The organism is Tautonia sociabilis, from assembly GCF_003977685.1.
Lineage (GTDB): Bacteria > Planctomycetota > Planctomycetia > Isosphaerales > Isosphaeraceae > Tautonia > Tautonia sociabilis.
In genome coordinates, this window is the sequence record NZ_RYZH01000001.1 from 139,253 (window position 1) to 155,860 (window position 16,608).

General features: G+C 71.1%; 14 protein-coding genes. 5 read left to right on the forward strand and 9 right to left on the reverse strand.

What is annotated here, in order from left to right; translation table 11 throughout:
• Positions 1-35 precede the first annotated feature (35 nt).
• From TsocGM_RS00575 to upp, 5 genes are all read right to left on the reverse strand, one after another.
• Positions 36-899 (reverse strand): purine-nucleoside phosphorylase, encoded by an 864-nt coding sequence (locus TsocGM_RS00575; RefSeq protein ID WP_126723470.1) that lies wholly within the window; start codon positions 897-899, stop codon positions 36-38.
• A gap of 8 nt (positions 900-907) precedes the next feature.
• On the reverse strand, positions 908-2,317 hold the full coding sequence (locus TsocGM_RS00580) for a NupC/NupG family nucleoside CNT transporter (RefSeq protein WP_199756664.1): 1,410 nt from the start codon (positions 2,315-2,317) through the stop codon (positions 908-910).
• Between the two features lie 52 nt (positions 2,318-2,369).
• Positions 2,370-4,277 (reverse strand): DUF4914 family protein, encoded by a 1,908-nt coding sequence (locus TsocGM_RS00585; protein ID WP_199756665.1) that lies wholly within the window; start codon positions 4,275-4,277, stop codon positions 2,370-2,372.
• Between the two features lie 149 nt (positions 4,278-4,426).
• Entirely contained in the window at positions 4,427-5,737 is a 1,311-nt protein-coding gene (locus TsocGM_RS00590) for a thymidine phosphorylase (RefSeq protein ID WP_233578119.1), read from the reverse strand.
• 37 nt (positions 5,738-5,774) lie between these two features.
• Complete coding sequence (gene upp / locus TsocGM_RS00595) at positions 5,775-6,401, reverse strand: uracil phosphoribosyltransferase (protein ID WP_126723373.1); 627 nt, start codon at positions 6,399-6,401, stop codon at positions 5,775-5,777.
• Positions 6,402-6,571: 170 nt separating this feature from the next.
• Between upp and TsocGM_RS00600 the strand changes: the two genes are divergently transcribed.
• The 3 genes from TsocGM_RS00600 to TsocGM_RS00610 all read left to right on the forward strand — a co-directional run bounded on the left by TsocGM_RS00600 (position 6,572) and on the right by TsocGM_RS00610 (position 9,032).
• Entirely contained in the window at positions 6,572-7,447 is an 876-nt protein-coding gene (locus TsocGM_RS00600; RefSeq protein WP_158633315.1) for an MBL fold metallo-hydrolase, read from the forward strand.
• Positions 7,448-7,487: 40 nt separating this feature from the next.
• Positions 7,488-8,219, forward strand: a complete 732-nt coding sequence (locus tag TsocGM_RS00605; RefSeq protein WP_199756666.1) for a UDP-2,3-diacylglucosamine diphosphatase — start codon at positions 7,488-7,490, stop codon at positions 8,217-8,219.
• A gap of 171 nt (positions 8,220-8,390) precedes the next feature.
• A complete protein-coding gene (locus tag TsocGM_RS00610) occupies positions 8,391-9,032 on the forward strand; it encodes a PHP-associated domain-containing protein (RefSeq protein ID WP_126723375.1) in 642 nt (213 codons plus the stop codon).
• On the opposite strand, the gene TsocGM_RS00615 is transcribed toward TsocGM_RS00610, so the two are convergent.
• The 3 genes from TsocGM_RS00615 to TsocGM_RS00625 are packed head-to-tail and all read right to left on the reverse strand — an operon-like array spanning position 8,914 to position 11,812.
• Entirely contained in the window at positions 8,914-10,233 is a 1,320-nt protein-coding gene (locus TsocGM_RS00615) for a rhomboid family intramembrane serine protease (protein WP_126723376.1), read from the reverse strand. The genes TsocGM_RS00610 and TsocGM_RS00615 overlap by 119 nt on opposite strands.
• Positions 10,233-10,814 carry a DUF1802 family protein gene (locus TsocGM_RS00620; RefSeq protein ID WP_158633316.1) on the reverse strand — a complete coding sequence of 194 codons (582 nt, stop codon included), beginning with the start codon at positions 10,812-10,814 and terminating at the stop codon, positions 10,233-10,235. The genes TsocGM_RS00615 and TsocGM_RS00620 overlap by 1 nt, the downstream gene beginning before the upstream one ends.
• Positions 10,811-11,812 carry an NAD(P)H-dependent glycerol-3-phosphate dehydrogenase gene (locus TsocGM_RS00625; protein WP_233578120.1) on the reverse strand — a complete coding sequence of 334 codons (1,002 nt, stop codon included), beginning with the start codon at positions 11,810-11,812 and terminating at the stop codon, positions 10,811-10,813. Before TsocGM_RS00625 ends, TsocGM_RS00620 begins: the two co-directional genes overlap by 4 nt.
• A gap of 137 nt (positions 11,813-11,949) precedes the next feature.
• Between TsocGM_RS00625 and TsocGM_RS00630 the strand changes: the two genes are divergently transcribed.
• Together TsocGM_RS00630 and TsocGM_RS00635 are read left to right on the forward strand one after the other, a co-directional pair.
• Positions 11,950-12,897: a radical SAM family protein gene (locus TsocGM_RS00630; RefSeq protein ID WP_126723378.1), complete on the forward strand. Its 948-nt coding sequence runs from the start codon at positions 11,950-11,952 to the stop codon at positions 12,895-12,897.
• Positions 12,898-14,242: 1,345 nt separating this feature from the next.
• A complete protein-coding gene (locus TsocGM_RS00635; RefSeq protein WP_233578122.1) occupies positions 14,243-14,890 on the forward strand; it encodes an RNA polymerase sigma factor in 648 nt (215 codons plus the stop codon).
• A gap of 82 nt (positions 14,891-14,972) precedes the next feature.
• Here the strand turns inward: TsocGM_RS00635 and TsocGM_RS00640 are convergent, their stop codons facing one another.
• Positions 14,973-16,556, reverse strand: a complete 1,584-nt coding sequence (locus TsocGM_RS00640) for a DUF4034 domain-containing protein (RefSeq protein WP_126723380.1) — start codon at positions 16,554-16,556, stop codon at positions 14,973-14,975.
• Between the last annotated feature and the right edge of the window lie 52 nt (positions 16,557-16,608).

Genomic DNA, 16,608 nt, shown 5'->3' on the forward strand with positions numbered 1-16,608 from the left:
TCGTCTCCAGGGGAGAGAGGGAACGCCCGGCCGGCTCAGGGGACGGGGACGGGGACGGGGGAGCGACCGGCGTCCGGTTCCGTCGAGAGCCGGCGGAGGACGGCGTCGATCAGGTCGGCGAGCCGGCCTCCGACGGCGAGGCTCGCCTCGATCACCTCGGCGTGGGAGAGGGGAGCCGGGCTGATGCCGGCGGCCCAGTTGGTGACGATGACCAGGCCCAGCACCTCCAGGCCGCTGTGACGGGCGACGATCGCCTCGGGGACCGTGGACATGCCGACCACATCGGCGCCGAGGGCTCGGAGCATCCGAATCTCGGCCGGTGTCTCGTAGTTCGGCCCGGGCATGCAGGCGTAGACCCCCTCGGGCAGAACGAAGCCGAGCCGGGCGGCTTCCTCCCGGGCCAGCGACCGGAGCCGGGAGGAGTAGACCTCGGAGAGGTCCAGGAAGCGGGGGCCGAGCCGGTCGTCGTTGCGGCCCCGCAACGGGGAAACCCCCATGAGGTTCAGGTGGTCGGACAGGCAGACGATCGAGCCGGGTCCGAGGTCGTCCCGGATCCCTCCGGTCGCCGCCGTCAGGATGACCCGGGGAACTCCCAGCCGGTGCAACACCCGAATGGGGAAGGTCACGCATTCCAGGTCGTGCCCTTCGTAGTGGTGGAACCGGCCCTGGAACATGGCGACGCGCAGGCCGCCGATGCCGCCGATGAGCAGCCGTCCGGGGTGGCCGGCGACCGTGGTCATGGGGAAGTGGGGCAGCTCGGCATAGGGCATCGCGACCGGATCCGACAGGCGGTCGGCCAGCCCTCCCAGCCCCGAGCCGAGCACGACGCCGGCGCCAATCGGACCCGGGGCCCGGCCGGCGATGACGTTGGCGGCCTCGGAGGCCCGGGTATAGAGCATCGTCGTCCTCACGAGAGCAGCGTCCCCGCGATGCTGGCGGAAAGGAAGTTGGCCAGGGTGGCCGCGAGCAGCGCCTTCAACCCAAGCCTCGACAGGTCGGTGCGACGCTCGGGGACCAACGCCCCGATCCCGCCGACCTGGATGCCGATGGAGCTGAGGTTGGCGAAGCCGCAGAGGGCGAACGTGGCGATTGTCGCCGATCGGGCATGCAATTGCGAGGTCGCCTCGCCGAGCAGGCCGTAGGCGACCAGCTCATTGAGCACCAGGCGAGCGCCCAGTAGACCGCCCACCTCGACGCAATCGCTCCACGGCACCCCCATCAGCCAGGCCGACGGCGCCAGGAGCACCCCCAGGATCCCCCCCAGCGACAGCCCCTCCAGCGGCAGCCGGCCGCCGGACCACCCGGCCACGGCTCGGCCAAATGCCCCGAGCCCGGCGTCCACCAGAGTGATCAGCGCGATGAAGGTGATCAGCACCGCCGCGATGTTCAGCGCCAGGTGGAGCCCCTCCCGGGTTCCCCGGGCGGCGGCGTCAATGACGTTGGCGTCCTTTGGGGTCGCGTCGGCGTCGACCCGGCCGAGCGTCTCGGGCAGGCCGGTCTCGGGGACAAGGATCTTGGCCAGGACGATCGAGGCGGGAGCGTTCATCAGGATCGCCGTGAGCAACGCGCCGGGATCGGCACCGGCCTCGATGTAGGCACCCAGCACGCCTCCGGAGACGAGCGCCATGCCGGAAACCATCACCACCATCAACTCCGATCTCGTCAGACCGGCCAGGAACGGTCGGATCGTCAGCGGGGCCTCCGTCTGGCCGAGGAACAGCGAGGCGGCCACATTGAGCGACTCGGCCCCGCTCGACCCAAGCAGCCGGGCCATTCCCCAGGCGAAGCCTCGGACGACAAGCTGCATTAGGCCGATCTGGTAGAGCACCGCGAACAGCGCCGCCACGAAGATGACCGTCGGCAGGACCCGGAAGGCGAACACGAAGCCGGCCGGCCCTGCCGGGTCGACCAGGGTCGGCCCGAAGACGAACTCGGCGCCGGCGATGGCGCAGTTCAGCACGACCACGACGAACTCCGACGCCGCCTTCATCCCCTGGCGTCCGCTCGGGACGAGGATCAGCAGCAGCCCGAGCCCGACCTGGAGCATCAGCCCGGGCGCGACCGTCCGGATGGAGATCGCCCGGCGATTCTCGGAAAACAGCACGGCCACGCCGAGGATCGCGGCGATCCCCAGCAAGCTCCGGAACCGGCCGGCGCCGATTGGATCGGGCTCGGGGACCGGGTCAGCAGGAGTCCCGGCCGCCGCGGGGGGATCGCCCGCCTCGGGGTCGTCTTGCGGAGCGGGTCGACCGGCCGAGGCCCCCGCCGCGATCAGGGCGACGAGCATCGGCAGGATCAGCAGCGACGATCGGGGCATAGGCGTTCCTTCGGGCGAGGGGCAGGGGCCCGGGCCGGGCGGCGGGGGGCCATCAGAGGTCCTCGTCAGCAACGATGGCGAGGCCGGGGATCAGCGCCTCGTAGTCCCGGACGGTGCCGCCGTCGAGCATGCACTCGATGATCTGGCGGCCGAGCGGGTCGAGGTCGGGGACGAGGTAGTTGGCCAGCTCCTTGCGGAAAAAGTCGGTGAGGATGGCGGCTCCGGCGTCGTAGCCGTCCTCGCCGACCTCCTTCTGGCGGTCGACCTGGAGGAAGATGGGGGGGATGTCCTGGCCTTCGATCACCAGGCTGTTCAACGCGTACCCCAGCAACGGGCAGCGGGCCGGGGTGATCTGATCGGGGTCGAACGGGTCGGGGCCGCGGCGGGCGAGGTAGTCGCGGGCGATCCACTGGCCCATGAAGCCGACCTTCCAGCCGCCGATGTGCTGGTTAGGGATCAGCACGTGGCGCATCCGGCGGCCCTCCCGGAACTGGGTGAGCAGCAGGTTCGCTTGGTCGACCCGGCGGCCGGTGGCGAAGGGCCAGTAGGAGCCGACCCCCTCGGAGCTCATCCCCTCGGTCTGCACGATGCTCGGGTTCGCATGCCCCCGCGGGGCGACTAGCCTCCAGAGCCACGACAGGGCCGGCGGCAGGACGTGGAACAGGCCGATGATGCCGTAGCTGGGGGCCTGCCGGGAGCAGGGGGGCGTCCGCACACCGAACGACCGCACGTCGACCCGCACCGGGCCGTTGACCACGCCGGGGATCGTCTGCCGAGGGATGACGACGCGGGGGTTCGGGCAGGGCTTGCCAGGCTCGTCCTCGATGTGCTCCCAGATCAGGGCCGTCGCCCCGGGGACGGCGCGGATGTTGAGGAACAGCAGCGGCTCCCGGGCGTTGATCGTCTGCTCCTCCAGGTGCGGGTCGACGCCGTAGCGGTCGATGTGGTTGACGCGGACGAACCAGGCGGATTCGGCGTCGATGAGCTTGAGGCGGCCGTCGCCGTCCTGGAGGCTGGGGTGGCAGAGGGCCATGTCGTCGGTGACCGGCTGAAGCTGGCAGCCCCGGGGGAGGATGAGGTGGCGCTCATCGCCGTCGGCCAGGCGGCGACCGAGCAGCAGGCGGCCGTCGCGCTCGCGGTGGATCTCCTCGAGCATCTCGCTCTTGCCGCCGCCGCTGGCCCCCTCGTGCATCACGGTCAGGCGTTTGCCGTAGGGGGTGATGATCCGGACGGTCGAGCAATGGGCCGTCACCCACTGCTCGCGCTCGCCAAGGGCGAGCAAGACGCCGTAGATGCCCTTCTTCGCGCTCGGGCCGGGGTAGAGGTTGTAGCTGAACAGCTCGTGCAGGTGCTCCAGGCGGTTGTGCACGACGACCTGCTTGCCGTCGAAGTGCGTGTGCCGGAACGGCGGGGCGACGTAGACGACGGCCCGAGGGTGGAAGTCGGGGCGGATCTCGTCGGGGCCGAGGATGCCCTGCAACAGCGCGAGGCCGAGCGCGAAGAAGCCGGCGTTGGCCGGCACTACGGCAATTGCGTCGATCCCCTTGCCGGGCACCCCGGAGATGAACGGCAAGAGGGCCAGGGGCTGCGTCTTCAGCCAGTCGAACGTCTCGGCGCGGGTCTGCTCGAAGCCGACGCCGAAGCGTTCCGCGTAGCGAGGCTTGTTGGTGGGCCGGGCGTCGCCGATGACCATGCAGTCGGGGTCGCGCCGCCTCATGTAGGGTTCGAGGTAGTTGGCGGCGATCCCGTTGTTCACCCGGCAGACCCGTGCCTCGACGACCGGGCCCCGGCCGGGGACGTCATACGCGACCTCATGCCAGCCGTCGACGGCGTCGCCCACGGCCAGCTCGGTCAGCTCGGCGACGCTGCCGGCGACCTGCCAGCCGGGGCAGGCGTCGAGGATAGCCTTGAGATCCTCGGGTACGTCGAACATGGTGAACGAGCCGGTGGTCGTTGGCATCGAAGGCGCTCCGTCGTCGGTGCCGGGGGCATCCGAGGGGCCGAGCCGCGGGAGGACCGGGCTCCGCCGCGGTCGTCCGGATGATTCGGACCGCCAGTCTAACCCGAGGGCCCCCGGGACTCATCCCCGATGCCCGTCGGCATGCCGGCTCAGAGGCGATCGACGATCAGATCGGGCACGACGACCGGCCCGTCGCCGACCTCGAACGCCGAGGCAATCTCGGCGAGCGCCCGGTCGAGCGCCGGTCCCTCGGCGTTGGCGAGCACGGTGCAGAGCGGTTCTCCCTCGGCCACCCGGTCGCCGACCTTCTTGTGCAAGAGCACCCCGACGGCGTGGTCGATGCCGTCCTCCGCCCGAGCTCTTCCGGCGCCCAGGAGCATGGCGGCCCGGCCGATCGGCCGGGCCCGGGCGGCGGTTACGACCCCCTTCCGGGGGGAGGGGACGTCTCGGAGGAGCGTCGGGACCGGCAGCAGGGTCAGGTCGTCGACCACCCTCGGGTCGCCCCCCTGGGCCTCGATGACCCGCCGGAACCGGTCCAGCGCCAGACCGTTCGAGATGGATCGGAAGCAAAGTTCCCTGGCCTCCTCCCGGGAGGCGGCGACGCCGCCGAGCACGAGCATCTCGGAGGCCAGGGCGATCGACAGGTCCCTCAGGTCGTCGGGCCCCTCCCCTCGGAGGACCCGGACGCACTCGGCGACCTCGACCGCGTTGCCGACGGCCCGGCCGAGCGGCTGGTCCATCCGGGTGATGAGGGCGACGATCTCCTTTCCCAGGCCCCGGCCGATGCGGCACATCGACTCGGCGAGGGCTCGGGCGTCGTCGAGCCGTTCCATGAAGGCGCCGTCGCCGGTCTTGACGTCGAGCACCAGGCCGTCGATCCCCTCGGCCAGCTTCTTGGAGAGGATCGAGGCGGTGATCAGCGGGATCGACTCGACGGTGGCGGTCGCGTCTCTGAGGGCGTAGAGCCGCTTGTCGGCCGGGGCGATCTCCGAGGTCTGTCCGATGAGGACGACTCCGCAGTCGGCGAGCACGCGGCGGTAGCCTGCCAGGTCGAGGTCGATCCGGAAGCCGGGGATCGACTCCAGCTTGTCGAGCGTTCCTCCGGTGTGGCCCAGGCCCCGGCCGGAGACCATCGGCACGGGGACGCCGCAGGCGGCGGCGATCGGGGCGAGGATCAGCGAGGTCTTGTCTCCAACTCCCCCGGTGCTGTGCTTGTCGATCTTCCGGCCGGGGATCATCGAGAGGTCGACCACCTCGCCCGACCGCATCATGGAGGCGGTGAGCGCCTCGGTTTCCTCCGCGTCCATGCCTCGCCAGAGGACGGCCATGAGCAGCGCGGTCCACTGGTAGTCGGGTACCTCCCCGGAGAGGAGGCCCTGGACGAGCCACCGGATCTCCGGCGGTTCGAGGCGTCCGCCTTCGCGCTTGCGGCGGATCAGGTCGACGGCTCGGATGGTCATGGGGACGCCTCGCAGGGCCCGGGTCCGGGAGGGGGGATCAGCCGGTGGCGAACTGGCGGTCGCCGGCGTCGCCGAGGCCGGGGTAGATGAACCCGATGTCGGTGAGGCGCTCGTCGATCGCACCGGCGACGATCGGCACGTCGGGCATCGCCCCGGAGAGCCGGGCGATTCCCTCGGGGGCGGCGATCAGGCAGACGAAGGTGAGCGACGGGACGCCGGAGTTCCGGAGGATCTCGCAGGCTCGGACGGCCGATCCTCCGGTGGCGAGCATCGGGTCGACGACCAGGGCGCAGCGGGCCTGGCAGCGGGAGGGAAGCTTGTTGTAGTACTCGGTCGGCTTAAGGGTGGCCTCGTCCCGAAAGAGGCCGATGTGCCAGACCTGGGCCTCGGGGATCAGGTCGAGCAGGCCGTCGGCCATGCCGAGGCCGGCCCGGAGGATGGGGACGATGGCGACCGGGCCGTCCAGCTCGACGCCGGGGGCGTCGCCCAGCGGGGTGCGGACAACGGTCGGGCGTGTGGGCAACGACGCGGTGGCTTCGACCCCCAGGATGGTCGCTAGCGAGCGGACGAGCTGCCGGAAGACCGAAGGAGGGGTGTCGGCCGCCCGCAGCATCGCGAGCTTCTGCTTGACCAGCGGGTGGGTCGATTCGGAGACCAAGGGCACGAGGCTCCCCCTTGTTGTTGCCGAGGAGTCGGTTGGTCCCCCCTGGCCGGGTGGACAGGTCCGGCCACCAGGTTACAATGAGGACGCCGGAAGGCAACCGGAGCGCGGCGCGATCGGGCGGCATCCCGGCCGCCTGGTCGGGAGAGTCAGGGAGGATTCGGAGGCCGTCGATGGCGATCGGGTTCTCGGTCCTGGCCAGCGGCTCGAAGGGGAACGCGACCCTGATCCGCCTGGGAGGGGCGAGCGTGCTCATCGACGCCGGGCTCGGACCCAGGACGCTGGACGCCCGCCTCCAGCGCGTCGGCGCCGACCGTCGGCACCTCGGCGGCGTGATGCTGACCCACACGCACGGCGACCACGCGCACGACCTGACCCTCCGCTGGATGGCCCGCCACGGCGTGCCGCTCCATTGCCACCCCGCCCACCTGGACGAGGCCGGCCACCGCCCCGGGTTCCGGGAGCTGGCCCGGGTCGGCCTGATCCGCACCTTCGACGACCGGCCGTTTCTCGTCGGCCCCGGGCTCTGGGCCGAGCCGTTCGAGCTGAAGCACAGCGGCCCGACCTTCGGCTTCCGGCTCCAGGGACGACTGGGCCGTTCGGGGAGGCCCTCCTCGATCGGCTACCTGACCGACACGGGGTGCTGGGACTCCCGGGTGGCCGACGCCCTGGCCGACGTCGACCTGCTCGGCCTCGAATTCAACCACGACGAGCAGATGGAGCGCAACTCCGGCCGGTCGCCCGCCTTGATCTGGAGGAACCTGGGGGATCGGGGCCACCTCTCGAACGATCAGGGGGCGGCGCTGCTGTCGGCCGTGCTCTCCCGGTCGGGCCCGGGGGCGGTGAGGCAGGTCGTCCTGCTGCATCTGAGTGAGGACTGCAACCGGCCGGGACTGGCCGTCCAGACGGCAACGGAGGCCCTCAAGGCGTCGGGGCGCCGGGCGTCGGTCTTCGCCGCGACGCAGGCCGCCCCCCTGTCGGACCTCTGGGTGAAACCCGCCCGGAGGCCGAGGGCTCCCTCCCCCGCCGGTTTCCCCTGGGAATCGTGACAAGACGGATCCACCATCGGGACCCCCCGGGGCCGAGGCCGTGCCCGACTACTTCGTCAGCGACGTCCACCTGAGGCTCGACCGGCCCGAGCGCTCGTCCCGGTTCTCGGCCTTCGTCCTCGGTCTGGAGGCGGATGATTCGCTGACGGTCGTCGGCGACCTCTGCGACTTCTGGTTCGCCAGCCGGCAGCTCGGGCTCGACCCGATGCGATGCCCCGGCCTGCGCTCGCTGGCGAGGTTCCGGGATCGGGGGGGCCGGCTGACGATCCTGACAGGGAATCACGACGCCTGGCTCGGCCCGTTCTACCAGGAGGCGCTGGGGGCCGAGTGGGTCGAGGGGGCCCTGGAGCGATCGAGCTTCGGCGTCCGGCTCTCGGCGGTCCACGGCCACCGGCTCGGGGCCCGATCGCCGTGGAAGGGGATGATGGAAGGCCGGGCGTTTTTGCAGGGCTTCCGGGCACTGCCCGGGCCGATCGCCCGGGGGCTGGCCGGCCGCCTGGAACGCTCGAACTCGCGGTCGCTCGCACGGACGCACCGCCGCCACCTGGTCACATACCGCTCCCATGCCCGTTCCCTCATCGACGCCGGTGCCGCCGACCTGGTGCTCCTGGGCCACGTGCACGACGTCTTCGACGAGCCGATCGGAGCCGGCAGGATGATCGTGCTCGGCGACTGGATTGGCGGGTCGAGCCACGCCCGGATCGACGATTCCGGCGTCCAGTTTGTCGCCGATCGGCCGCTGGCTTCGACGGTGCCATTGTCGGTTTTGTGAGGACGTTCCCCCCTGGACCCCGCCTTGGGCTACAATCGGGGCTGGTGACGGCACTCCCTTCGCCTGCCTCCGAACTCCCCCGTTCCTTCCCACCGAGTCGGCGCACCGGGCCTCGAACCCCCGGCGACCCTCCTCCCGGCTCCCTCCTTCGGACCCTCCGCGAGCGGATTCATGGCCAGGATCGATCACCACATCCACACCACCAGGCATTCGCCCGACAGCTTCATTGACCCCGACGACCTGATCGATCGCGCCCGGGAGGCCGGGCTCGACGGCGTCGTCATCACCGAGCACGACCGCCTCTGGGAGCCGGACGAGCTGGCCGAGTTGCAGGCCCGAGCCGGCGAGTTGACGGTGCTCTCCGGCGTCGAGGTCTCGGCCCGGGAGGGGCATTTCCTCGTCTACGGGCTGACCGACCTCGACGAGTGTCCGCCGGGAGTCCGGCTGCAGACCCTGCTGGAGGTGGTCGAGGCCCAGGGGGCGGCCATCGTCGCGGCCCACCCCTTCCGTTGGGATCAGGACTTCGAGGGGATCGTCGCGCGGCATGGTCCGGTGTTCGACGCCCTGGAGCTGGTGAGCAACAACGTCACCCCCGACATGAGGGAGCAGATCGAGGCGATGCTCGGCCGCTTCCCGAGCATGGGGGCGACCGGCTCCAGCGACGCCCACGACCCGATGACCGTGGGCTGCTACTTCACGGAGTTTCCGGGCTCGATCCGGACGCTGGCGGAGTTCGTCTCGGCGTTGAAGGCCCGATCCGGGCGGCCGAGGCATCGCCAGGGGGTGGCGCTGGTGGGCGGGCCAGTCGTTTGAGCAACCCGGAGGCGAACCGGGGCTCGGGGCGTCGGAAGCGCTCCAGCTCCCGGCTCGCGGCGGTCCAGCGGGCCCAGGAGGGCCCGGTCAGCTTCGGCATCTGCTGCTCGAACTCGGCCAGCTCCTCCGGCGTCGGCGGTTTGAAGTAGGCCCGGCAGGCGAGCCTCCGGACGGTTCGGTACGCCTCGGCCATCTCCGGAGTGTTGAACTCGTCCGGCAGTGCGTCGAGCTGGCCCAGCGCCGACCGGATCGCCAGTTTGAAGAGCTGGGCGACCCGCGGATCCTCCGGCACGACGAGCGGCCCCCGGCCGAGCGGGTTCGGCGGCTTCGGGGGGATCAGGAACGCCGGGTGCGGCCCCCGGGCCGCGAGCTGATGATAGCTCAGGTCAAGCTGAATCAGCGCCTTGACCACCGCGTCCCGGACGGCGAACCGGCCGGCGGCCAGCGACTCCCTCCTTGACTGATCAAACTGGACGGCGACCGATCCGAGCAACGCGACCAGGGCGATCGCGCCGGCCAGCCTCGACGGTCGGGAGCGGGCCCATCGGATCAGCCGACGATCGGCCAGCCCGACCAGCGCGCCAACGGCCGCCCCGCTGGCGTGGCCGAGGTTGTCGATGTTCGGCACGAGCACGCCGAGCAGCGCGTTGACCCCCAGGATCACGACCATCCAGATCGGCGCCAGCCGGGGGAACTCGGATCGGTTCCGCCAGCCGACCACCGTGACCAGGCCGATCAGGCCCAGGACCACCGTCGAGCCGCCGCCGCTGTGCATCAGCAGCGCCGGGGGGCCGGACATCCACGGGCGGATCAGGTTGGCGAGGAGGTTCCCCCCCACTCCGAGCACCAGGTAGATCGCCAGCAGCGTCCAGGAGCCATACCACTCCTCGACAACCCGGCCGAGCTGGACGAAGGCGATCAGGTTGAGCGTCAGGTGCAGCAGGTTGAAGTGGATGAAGGTGGCCGTCAGGGCTCGCCAAAGCTGCCCGCCGTAGATGGCCACCGGAGTGACGTCGCCGAAGGCGTGGCTCACGCTCGTCGGGATGTAGCCGCCGTAAAGGGCGGTCGGGATCGGGATCGGTCCTCCCCGGACGACGGCCAGGGCCAGGAAGACGACCACCCAGGCGATCGCGAGGGACAGGGTCGCCGGGGCCTGGAGGATGCCGGGCCGAACCTCCCCGTCGGGCTCCTCGACGGGCATCAGGGCGCCTCCGGGGCGGCGATCGCTCGGATCCGGGCCATTCGGGACGCGAGGGTCGCCGGGTCGAGCGTCGGGACCAGCCCGGTCATCGGGGGAGGCTCCTCCAGCGGCACCCAGCTCTTGCAGCCGGCATGCTCGGGGGTGATCGCCACCCGGGGAGGAGGCTCCGCCCGCCAGACGCGGACGCCAAGCACCCAGAGCCCCGGACGCTTGTAATGGAACCGCTTCCGGACGGTCTCCTCGGTCCAGACATGCTGGTCGGCCAGACCCTCCAGCACCTCGTCGCGGTCGACCCAGGCGACCTCCTCCACCACGGCCAGGGCCGGCAGGGGGATCATACCGGGCTCGTCGGGGATCGGCTCGGGGACCGAGGAGTCCCGGAGCCCTTGCTGGGCCTCGTGGAGGTGGGTCGGGTAGAGCCAGAAGGCGGGATGCTCGGGGCGGAACTCGCCGGCCGACTCGTCGATGCCCCCCTTGCGGAGGATGAGCGACTGGCGGCCGTCGGCCAGTGCCGAGCAGACGCCGGCCCACTCCTTGAAGGCGATGGGGCAGGGGGGGGGGATGGGCTGCTCGGCGGTCACGGCCACTCGTCCTTCGTCTGTCGTTCCATCAGCTCCGAGACGGCCTCCAGCGGAGGCTTGGACTCGAACAGGATCTCGCGGAGCGCCGCGGTGATCGGCATCTCGATCCCGAGTTGCCGGGCCATCGCGTCGACTCCTCGACACGTCGGTACGCCCTCGGCGACCTTGGGAGTGGACGCCTCGATCTGCTCGAGCGTCTCTCCCCGGCCGATCCGATCACCGAGGGCCCGGTTCCGGCCGAAGGGACTGAAGCAGGTGGTGATCAGGTCGCCGACCCCGGCCAGGCCGAGGAAGGTGGCCGGGCTCGCCCCCAGGGCGGTGCCGAACCGGGTCATCTCCGCCAGGCCCCGGGTGAGCAGACCCGCCTTGGCATTATCGCCAAAGCCCAGGCCATCGCAAATGCCGGCGGCGACGCCAATGACGTTCTTGAGGGCCCCTCCCAGCTCGACCCCGACCGCGTCGGGATTGCTGTAGACCCGGAATCTCCCCGTGGTCAGCTCGTCGCGGATCAGGACGTTCAGCTCCGGGCTCTCCCCGGCGACCACGACCGACGCCGGCAGTCCCCGGGCGATCTCTTCAGCGTGGCTCGGGCCGCTCAGGACGGTGATCGGCCTCGGCCCCAGCTCCTCCCGGATGACCTGGCTGGGCCGGAGCAGGCTTCCCTGCTCAATCCCCTTAATGACGCTCAGCGCAGGAACCCCGGGGGGAATGGCACCGGCGACCGCTCGGAGCGTGGCCCGGAGGTACGACGAGGGGATCGCGGCGACGATCAGGTCTGAGCCCCGGGCGGCCTGCTCGGGGTCGCTCGTCAGCCGGATCGGCTCGGGGAGCGGGACCCCGGGCAGGTAGCGAGCGTTCTCTCGAGAGCCGGCCAGCTCCGCGATGAACTCCGGCCTGCGGGCCCAGAGCCAGACCTCATGGCCGGATCGGGCCAGGAGGACCGCCATCGCGGTGCCCATCCCCCCGGCGCCGAAGATGGCGACGCGGCCCAGCCTCACGCGAACCTCCCCGTCCGAACCCTCGGCTGGGGGCGACCCGACGGCTCGTCCTCGACCCCTCGCCGATCCCCCTCACTATAATCATGGCTGGGGCCCCGGTCGAAGGGGCCGCCTCGGGACGGAGCGGGAGGGATCCGATGCGGGTGGAAGCGACGACCGTCCGGTCGATCCTGACCCGGGCGTCCGGCTACCTGGATGGGATCGCCTCGCACTCGTTGCAGCCGTACCGGGGCTGCCCGTTCGGGACCTCGCTCTGCGGCGTTGGCTGCTATGTGCGGCACGCTCGCCACCTGATGGGAGGACGGGTCTGGGGGACGTTCCTCGACGCCCGAGTCAACGCCGCTGAGGCGTACCGGGAGCAGGTCGACCGCGAACGCCGGTGGGCGAGGCGATCTCGGGGACGCTTCGGGATCTTCCTCTCCAGCGCGACCGAGCCCTTCCCTCCCCAGGAGGACCGGCTGGGGATCACCCGAAGCGTGCTGGGCGCCTTGAGGGACGAGCCCCCCGACCTGCTGATCGTGCAGACCCACTCGCACCGGGTTTCGGCCGAGGCGCCGCTGTTGGTCGACCTGGCGGGACGCTGCGAGCTTCGGGTGCACCTGTCCATCGAGACCGATCGCGACCGCCTTCCGGGCCTCCCGGGTCATGCCAGTCCGATCTCCCGTCGCTTCGAGGCGGCGGCCCTCCTGAAGCGATCGGGGCTCCACGTGGTGGTTACGGTCGCCCCGCTCCTGCCGATCGCCGACCCGGACGGCTTCTTCTCCCGGGTCGCCGAGGCCGCCGATGCCGTCGTGCTCGACCATTTCATCGGCGGGGACGGCAGCCCGGCCGGCTCCCGGACCTTGCAGACCGGGCTTCCAGCCGCGATGGCCCAGATCGATCCGGACTCGCTGACGATCGAGTACCGGGACCGCATGGCGGAGGTCGCCGAACGCCACCTGCCCGGTCGGGTCGGGATCGGTCGCGATGGCTTCGCCGGCCGATGGCTCGGGGGAGCGGGGGAGCGGCCGCCGGGGTTCGATCTCCGGAAGGGGGGTGGGACGATCGGCGGAGGAAACGTCGCCCGGTGTCGGCCAATCGGCTAGAATATCGATCAGGGATGGGCGGCCGTCGCGATCACCCTTTTCGGAAGATTCTCGCCCAAGGCGCGAACCTCCTGGTGGCGGTCGCTGTCTAGGGTCGCGAGCGGTGGCCGGGATTCGCACCCCCGGGCCGTCGTCCGTCCTGTCGGAATCCTCGTCCCGACCATCCCTTGAGGAGATCGGGCGGGGAGCTGGTACCGCCGTTTCCTCATTCGTCCGAGTCAGTCCGAGGACTTATCCCCCGCGACGGCTCCTCCCTTTTTTTCTTCCGGGAGAGGCCATCCGACGGCGGCCGAACGCCGCCGCTCTGAACGTCGCCTCACCATCTTCCCGCCTCGTTGAGGCGGCTGTGAGGGCCCCTGCGATGTTGACCAATCTCACCAACCTGACCCGCTCGGCCACGCAGACCCTGCTGACCAACGGCACGCGGGCGCTCGCCCCGGTGGTGGATGTCAACATGCTGCAGGCTCGCTCCGCGCGCCGCCGCCCTGTCTCCATCCTCCACTTCGGGCCGTCGATGCCCGCCGGGATCCCGTCCGAACCGATCGATCCGGATTTGATTTGGATCGATGGGGGCGGTCGCATCCCGGGTTCGCCGCTCGGCGGCGACTGGCTGAGGTTTGGCCAGTCCCAACCGTCGAGCTCGAGGTCCTCGAGCCCGTCGCCTTCGGGCGTCCGGCGCGAGGGGCGACGCGACGTTTTTGGATGTCGAGTCGTCCCGGTCGGGGTCGTCGTAGGAGTACCTGCACGCCCCGCACCCGCAGTCGCCGCCGCGGCCGCCCGAGCGGACGAGCCTGTCCGAGCCCTCGCCCCCGAGAAGGTCAAGGCCGCTTCGAAACGGCCCGCCCCGACGGGGGGGTGAACGTCGACCCCCAGCTCATCCCTTGATGGAACCGTCGCGCCGGGAGCTCGTCCCGGGCCGATCCGCCCCGACCGAGCGTCGGGAGCGGGCTGATTCGGCCCCTGGACGCCTCCGGTCGCCGACGCCCTGAGAGCCGAGCGGGTGGTCGGCCCGCGCGGGACACCGCGCCGCCGTCTCGATCGCGAGCTTTCGCCGATCGGGGCCGCACCGGCGCTGGTGTCGCGTGCCCGAGCCGTCAACCGTCGGGTCCGGATCGTTTCCGGGGCCCGGCCCGCCTCCGACTCCCGGCCGGATTGCGCCGCGACGGGAGACTGATCGGTCTCCCCGCGAGCCGCTCCCCCGCCCCGGGACCCCGAGGCCGAGGCCGCCCCGAGCCCGTGTCCGGACCCGTGGACCACCGACGCCGCCCGTCCGACCTCGCGCCCAGCCGAACCACGAACGGCCGGGGCGGGCGGGTGAGACCCCTGAGGATGGGGACGCACGATCGTGATCGCCACCGTTTCGGAGGAGCAGGTCCGTTCCGTCCGCTGGTCGAACGTTGCGGCCCTCGTGGTCCGCGCCCGGGAGGGGGACCGCGAGGCGTTCGGCCAGCTGGTCGAGCAGTTCCAGCGCACGGTGTACGCCGTGGCCCTTTCCCGACTGGGCAACGCGAGCGAGGCCATGGAGCTGACCCAGGAGGTCTTCCTCCACGTCATGGGCCGGCTCGACCAGCTCCGGGAGCCTGAGCGGTTCGCCGGCTGGCTGCGGCAGGTCACCGTGCGGATGGCGATCAACCGCGCCACCCGCCGGGTCCCGCCGGCCAGCATCGAGGACGAGGTGCTCGACGGCGCCGCCGCCCATCGCGACGAGCCGATCGACGAGCTGATCGCCCGAGAGCGCGCCCGGCGGCTCTGGGACGCCATGAACACCCTGAAGCCCCTGGACCGCGAGGCCCTCGTGGCCTTTTACATCCGGGGTCTGTCGCTGGTTGAGATCGCCGAGGATCTCGGGGTCCCGATCGGCACCGTCAAGCGTCGGCTCCACACCGCCCGCAAGCGGCTGAAGGCCCAGCTCCGGGCCGACGCCGCCGACCCGGAGGAGTGGTCCGACCTGCCCGAGGACGAGGAGGAGGACGCGCTGGCGATCGTCGCCTGACGTGTTCCTGGTTCCCGGGATCGAAGGGGCCCCGCCCTGGATCGCGCCGGATCGCGGCCGATCGGGGGCGGGGCCTCTCGCATCACTCCGGAGCCGGTTCGTCTTCGAGCGACTCGAACAAGGCGAGGTGCGCCCGCACCTTCTCCCGGGCCTCGAGCACGGAATCGATCGTGAAGTAGGGCGTTGCCACGAGGTTCGGCCCCAGGCGGTCGAAGTGCTCCGCCGCGGCGACGAACTGGCCGCACATGACGGCGGTCATGGCGGCGTTGGTGCGGGCGACGACGTCGTCGGGCTGCCGTTCGAGATACTCCGAATAGATCTCGCCGAGATCCTGCTGAACCTCCGGTTTTTGCAGGTAGAGGCTCTGATTGAACGAGTCGAGGTAGCACATGAGGCGAAGGTGGGCCTCGGCCAGGACGAGGGGGAGCCTTCCCTCCCAGTTGTCCGTGGCCCGGCAGGCTCGGGCGAAGGTCATCATCTCCTCGGCGGAGCCGTACCACTTGGGCTCGAGCCAGGTGAGGAGGCCGATGCAGGCGTCGTAGTTATCGGGGTCGGCCTCCATCGCCCGGCGGAACCAGAGGGTGACGCGCTCGCGGTCCCCCTCGCCGAGGCCCAGCTCGACCGAGAGCATCTTCTGGGCGGTGACCGAGTCTCCGGGACTGGCCTCCCAGGAGGCCTCCAGAGCGGTCCTGGCCTGCTGGAGCCGCTCGTGGAAGACCCGGAAGGCCTCCTCGGAAACCATGGGGGCGAAGTCGTTGCCCCGGGCTTCCCAGGCATGGTCGATGAGGAAGCTGCCCCGGGCCTTCTGGCGAAGGGAATCGACACCCGGCACATCGGCGATCGCATCGGCGACCGTCTGATACCCCTGGGCGCTGTCCCCCAGCATCGCCTGGCGGAGGGCGATCGCCTGCGAGACGATCGAGAACCAGGTGGTGGCGGCTTCCGGGCCGAAGCCGTCCTGCTCGACGCTCTCGCCGAGCAGCGCGAGGGCCGCGTCAACCTGCCGGGACGCCTCGGCGGCCGCCTCGGGATCGTCCTGGACCCGGGCGTTCTCGATGGCGGCGTAGATCAGGGCCGAGGCCCTCCGGATCGGAGGATACGCGCTCGCCTCGAGCGCGTCCGCCGCGTCGTCCATCCGACGGCGGTATTCGACGGGGCCGGGGTCGTTCTCCGCGATCGACGTGCGGGCATACAGATAACGAACCATCGGGTCGTCGCACCCGGCGTCGAGGGCCGCCCTGGCGGCCTCGAAGACCTCGGCGAAGGAGACGCCGTCCGCGGCCTGGCCGCTGAACCGGTTGGCCGCGAGTTCCATGAGGGAGTGGACCTGGTCATCCCAGCGCGGGTCCCGGGAGCCGACGCGATCGTACGGGTCGGCCAGGGTCCGGCGCGTCCAGGCGATCATGCCCTGGTTGCGTTCCTCCCTCTTCGACTCGTCTTGCGGGATGACGATGAGGTCCGGATCGCGGAGCGTCATCGGGGCCTTGGCCGGACGATCCGGGCCGGGGGGAGGCGCCGGCGCCTGCGGCGATTCCGGAGGAGGAGTCGGATCAGGGGCGGAGACCAGGGGGGCTTCCTGATCGGGACGATCCAGGGCGCCGACGATCACCGCCGTGGCGATGCCCGCACCGAGGACCACGACGGCAGCGATGAGGACCGTGCGCATGATTCCCCCGAGGGCGAGAAGTGGCTGGCTGGGCGAATTGCATCCGGGGTCG

What these genes read in the sequence shown, in the direction of transcription:
- TsocGM_RS00575 (WP_126723470.1), bottom strand. Translation starts at nt 899, where the DNA reads ATGCTCTATACCCGGGCCTCCGAGGCCGCCAACGTCATCGCCGGCCGG.
- TsocGM_RS00580 (WP_199756664.1), bottom strand. Translation starts at nt 2,317, where the DNA reads ATGCCCCGATCGTCGCTGCTGATCCTGCCGATGCTCGTCGCCCTGATC.
- TsocGM_RS00585 (WP_199756665.1), bottom strand. Translation starts at nt 4,277, where the DNA reads ATGCCAACGACCACCGGCTCGTTCACCATGTTCGACGTACCCGAGGAT.
- TsocGM_RS00590 (WP_233578119.1), bottom strand. Translation starts at nt 5,737, where the DNA reads ATGACCATCCGAGCCGTCGACCTGATCCGCCGCAAGCGCGAAGGCGGA.
- TsocGM_RS00600 (WP_158633315.1), top strand. Translation starts at nt 6,572, where the DNA reads ATGGCGATCGGGTTCTCGGTCCTGGCCAGCGGCTCGAAGGGGAACGCG.
- TsocGM_RS00610 (WP_126723375.1), top strand. Translation starts at nt 8,391, where the DNA reads ATGGCCAGGATCGATCACCACATCCACACCACCAGGCATTCGCCCGAC.
- TsocGM_RS00615 (WP_126723376.1), bottom strand. Translation starts at nt 10,233, where the DNA reads ATGCCCGTCGAGGAGCCCGACGGGGAGGTTCGGCCCGGCATCCTCCAG.
- TsocGM_RS00630 (WP_126723378.1), top strand. Translation starts at nt 11,950, where the DNA reads ATGCGGGTGGAAGCGACGACCGTCCGGTCGATCCTGACCCGGGCGTCC.
- TsocGM_RS00640 (WP_126723380.1), bottom strand. Translation starts at nt 16,556, where the DNA reads ATGCGCACGGTCCTCATCGCTGCCGTCGTGGTCCTCGGTGCGGGCATC.